The organism is Prosthecobacter sp. (assembly GCF_044378005.1).
Taxonomy (GTDB): Bacteria; Verrucomicrobiota; Verrucomicrobiia; order Verrucomicrobiales; family Verrucomicrobiaceae; genus Prosthecobacter.
Genome location: NZ_JBILYB010000281.1, coordinates 1 through 3,725, shown reverse-complemented (window position 1 = coordinate 3,725; position 3,725 = coordinate 1). Strand labels below are relative to the sequence as shown.

Annotated in this window: 4 protein-coding genes; all 4 read left to right on the top strand. The window is 60.0% G+C overall.

What is annotated here, in order from left to right; all coding sequences use genetic code 11:
- Window positions 1-108 precede the first annotated feature (108 nt).
- The 4 genes from AC6FTP_RS26085 to AC6FTP_RS26070 all read left to right on the top strand — a co-directional run bounded on the left by AC6FTP_RS26085 (window position 109) and on the right by AC6FTP_RS26070 (window position 3,651).
- On the top strand, window positions 109-660 hold the full coding sequence (locus AC6FTP_RS26085; protein ID WP_497209825.1) for a hypothetical protein: 552 nt from the start codon (window positions 109-111) through the stop codon (window positions 658-660).
- Window positions 661-970: 310 nt separating this feature from the next.
- Entirely contained in the window at window positions 971-1,873 is a 903-nt protein-coding gene (locus AC6FTP_RS26080) for an ATP-dependent DNA ligase (RefSeq protein ID WP_497209824.1), read from the top strand.
- A gap of 104 nt (window positions 1,874-1,977) precedes the next feature.
- On the top strand, window positions 1,978-2,940 hold the full coding sequence (locus tag AC6FTP_RS26075) for an amidoligase family protein (RefSeq protein WP_497209823.1): 963 nt from the start codon (window positions 1,978-1,980) through the stop codon (window positions 2,938-2,940).
- A gap of 78 nt (window positions 2,941-3,018) precedes the next feature.
- A complete protein-coding gene (locus tag AC6FTP_RS26070; protein WP_497209822.1) occupies window positions 3,019-3,651 on the top strand; it encodes a hypothetical protein in 633 nt (210 codons plus the stop codon).
- Window positions 3,652-3,725: the final 74 nt, after the last annotated feature.

Here is a 3,725-nt window from a genome sequence, read left to right as displayed (position 1 = left end):
TAACCAAACCCCACGGCATCATTTGGTGATGCAAACGGATGGAACCTCGAAGCCACGGTGACGAGGCCTCCATTCATGGACCTCCCAGATCTCTTTCCCGCCAACCCAATGCAACTGCGCACGATTCGTCATTATAACTTCAGCGAGGTATCCTCCGCCATGCAGAAAGCCATCCGCCGAGGCGATGCGGCTTTGGCCGGATATTGGGCTTTGGAACTGTGGCAGAGCGGCTTTGGCAAGTATGTGTGGAAGCGGTTACTGACCATCAGCGCGGAAGACTGCTGGGGTATCCTCACGCTGGAAGTGAAGGCGCTGCATGACAGCTACCTCGTCATCAATGACGGTATCCCGCCGAAGCAGGCGAAGGGCCGCATCTTCATCAGCAAGGCGGTCATTCTGCTGTGCTTATCGAAGAAGAGTCGTGATCCCGATCATCTGCAAAATTTCGTCTATGACCAGACGGCGGGACTTGATCCCGACACGCTCGCCCAAGAACTGCGCAGCAGCGGTGAGTATGTCGCCATCCCCGAATACGCCTACGACTGCCACACGCGGGAGGGCAAAAAGCGCGGCAAGACCAAGGCAGACTTCTTTAAAGCGGAGCAGGCGGCGTTGGAGCCGCTGCAACCGGGTCTGTTCGATCATCTCATCGACGAATGAGTATTTGCGAAGGTCGCATCAAGGCACGCTGATAATCTCAACAAGTGCATGTAAGGCTGGGCTATACAGCCATACCTTGTGAAGCGGTCCCTATCGTAAAACGCCTCCTACGCGCCTCCACAAGGTCATGCTGATGCAGGGTGCGAATGGTTAGAACTGAGTGTCGTTCAAATGGTGCAAATCACGGATGGACAACGGTGTTCTGCGTCTCCACCACATGGTGAGCAAATCGGTGCGACACACAAGGTCATGGTGACGAGGCAGGAGGGAACCCAGCCCAGCGCTGGTCAACAAAACGCCCTACATGACCATGAACACCACTACTGCCTCGTCCCCCATCACCAAGCCCATGCTCGCCGACAAATGCGAGCGACTCCATGCTCTCACCTTCCCCCTGCTGGCCACACCCAAGCTTGATGGCATCCGCTGCCTCAAGCTCAACGGACGTGCGCTGACCCGCAGCTTCAAGCCTGTGTCCAATCGCTTCATCCGCGAGTTGATCGAAGCCAACCTGCCTGATGGGCTGGACGGCGAGTTGATCGTCAAAGGCACCACCTTCAACGAAACCGCCGGACATGTGGGCCGCGAGAGTGGTGAGCCTGATTTCACCTTCGCCGTCTTCGACTATGTGAGCGAGGGCATCGACGTGCCTTATGCCTGCCGGATGCAGGAACTGGCGCGCCTGCCTGATTACGATCACGTCGATAAAGTGCTGCCGGAGGAGATGCATTCACTCGATGATTTGATGGCCTATGAGGAGCGCTGCGTGAGTGAAGGTTATGAAGGCGTGATGATTCGCACGCCGGGTTCCCCCTACAAGTGTGGCCGGTCCACGGAGCGCGAGGGTTACCTGCTCAAGATCAAACGCTTCGAGGACGCGGAGGCGGTGGTGCTCGACACCTACGAGGGCATGAGCAATCAGAACGCGGCTGAGAAGGACGCGTTTGGCCGCACCAAGCGCAGTATGGCGCAGTCCGGTATGGTCGGGCGCGGTGAACTCGGCGGCTTTGTGGTCAAGCAGGTGGAGACGGGCATCGAGTTCCGGTTGGGTTACAACCATGTCGTCGGCGGGGTGGACCGAGTATCCCTCTGGGAGCAGCGTTCCTCTTTGTTGGGCCGCATGGTGAAGTTCAAGCACCAACCCAGCGGCGCGAAGGAAGCGCCCAGGTTCCCGAAGTTCATCGGCTTCCGCGAGCAGTGGGACCTCTCATAAGCGGCTCATCAAATGGTGATCAAAACGGTGCGACACACGCGGCCACGGTGACGAGGCCAAGGGGTGCCCTGCATGGGGCCAGTCACCCGCATCCATTCCTCCACATGAAACCTGCCGATACTAAAGCCGCCCTCATCCAGTGGGGCATTGAACTGGAAACCCGCCTTCCTCAGACCAGCAATGTGTCGGTGGGCAATTACCACGCCGGGTATCCGGTCACCACTGGCGTCACCCTAGCCGGTGCTCGCAGCAACGCTCCCACCTTCCACGCTGATACGTGGAAGGCAGAGCGCGATGGCTCCATCCGCTGCGAAGCCGGGCAAATCCCCTGCGAATTCGTTTCCCCCATCCTCCATGGCGAGCATGGGGTGGAGCATCTGATCGGATTCGTCGAATGGCTCAATGCCCTCGGTGCCACGGTGGATCGCTCCTGCGGCTGCCACATCACCGTGGGCATTGAATCCATCATCGGCACGTCCGACACCAAGTCGGTGAGCGAGTTCATCCGCAAGCTTGCCCACATTGCCCGCTGGCACGCTCGCAGCCTCTACGGCCAGACGGGCACGGACCGCCACCTCAACCACTACAGCCACCCGTTGTATGAGCAGACCGCCGAGCACATGCGCAAGATCGTCACCTGCGAGCAGGAACGCGTCAAAGCCGAGTGCGCCGAGCAATGCGGGCGCGGCATGGTGAATTTTAGAAAAGCGTTCAAGCGTGACCGCCACGGGCGGTTCATCGGGGTGGTGGAGTTCCGCGTCTTTGCCGGCACGGTGAACATCGAGAAGATACTGCACCACCTCGCCAGCGTGCTTGGCCTGTGCCGCCGTGCTCATGAGGTCCAATGCCTCGGCGGGTTCGGCAAGAACAAGATCCAAGCCAAGCGCACCGCCACGGCTTCTGATGGCCTGCGGTTCCTGTGGGACTACCTCGGATGGACCGGCAGTGCGCGGCTCGTCGCCCTTGGCCTCTTCGGCAAACTGCACTCGGAGTTCCGCCACTACCGCAAAAGCGCGCAGCGCCTCTGCCAGCAGTTCGATAGCCGCTACCCCGACGCGAACCTCTAACCTTTTGCCCGCGCTATACGCAGACTGCGGATAGCCGGGCCAAACCCAAGAACAACGAACCCAAGAACCGAACCTGATATGTGTGTGATCCTGATATGTCCTGAAACCGTGCGCCCGAAGCCCGAGGTGCTGTATGCCTGTCATGAAGCCAACCCGCATGGCGCGGGAGTGGCATGGCGGGAAGGTGGCCGCGTGCGCTGGCAGAAGAACCTCAGCACTGGTGAACTCATCACCCTGCTCAAGAAGCTGGAGGGCGAAGTGGTCATCCACTTCCGCTGGGCCAGTGTGGGAGGGGTGGATGCGCGATTGTGTCATCCGTTCCCCGTCACCCCGAAATCCTCCGTCAGTCTGAGCGGCATGGCGGAAACGGTGCTGTTTCACAACGGCACTTGGAGCGGGTATGTGGATGCCCTGATGCGGCTGGAGCAGCACCGCAAGGAGCCGCTGCCGACCTCGCCGATGAGCGACACCCGCGCGGCGGCTCTCGTGGTCCACACCACCGGCCCTGAGGCGCTGCACAAGCTGCCAGGGCGCTGGGTGTGGATGAATGCTCAGGAGACGCGGCTCTATGGAGCTTGGGAGGAGTGGCGGGGGATGCAGGTGAGCAACACGCACTTCGTCCCACGCCTGCGCGCCGCCCAAGCCCGGCGTCATCACACCAAGACCACTGATCACCGTGCCCTGAGCCAGTCCTGCCTCTTTGCCTGCTAACCCAAACCCAACCCAAAACGAAAATGAAACTCTTCAAACTGATCGCCAGCCGAGCTGGCCAAGTGTTGTTCGAT

Bases quoted from the DNA above. Each gene is read 5' to 3' on its own strand.
- AC6FTP_RS26085 (WP_497209825.1), top strand. From the start codon at position 109: ATGCAACTGCGCACGATTCGTCATTATAACTTCAGCGAGGTATCCTCC.
- AC6FTP_RS26080 (WP_497209824.1), top strand. From the start codon at position 971: ATGAACACCACTACTGCCTCGTCCCCCATCACCAAGCCCATGCTCGCC.
- AC6FTP_RS26075 (WP_497209823.1), top strand. From the start codon at position 1,978: ATGAAACCTGCCGATACTAAAGCCGCCCTCATCCAGTGGGGCATTGAA.
- AC6FTP_RS26070 (WP_497209822.1), top strand. From the start codon at position 3,019: ATGTGTGTGATCCTGATATGTCCTGAAACCGTGCGCCCGAAGCCCGAG.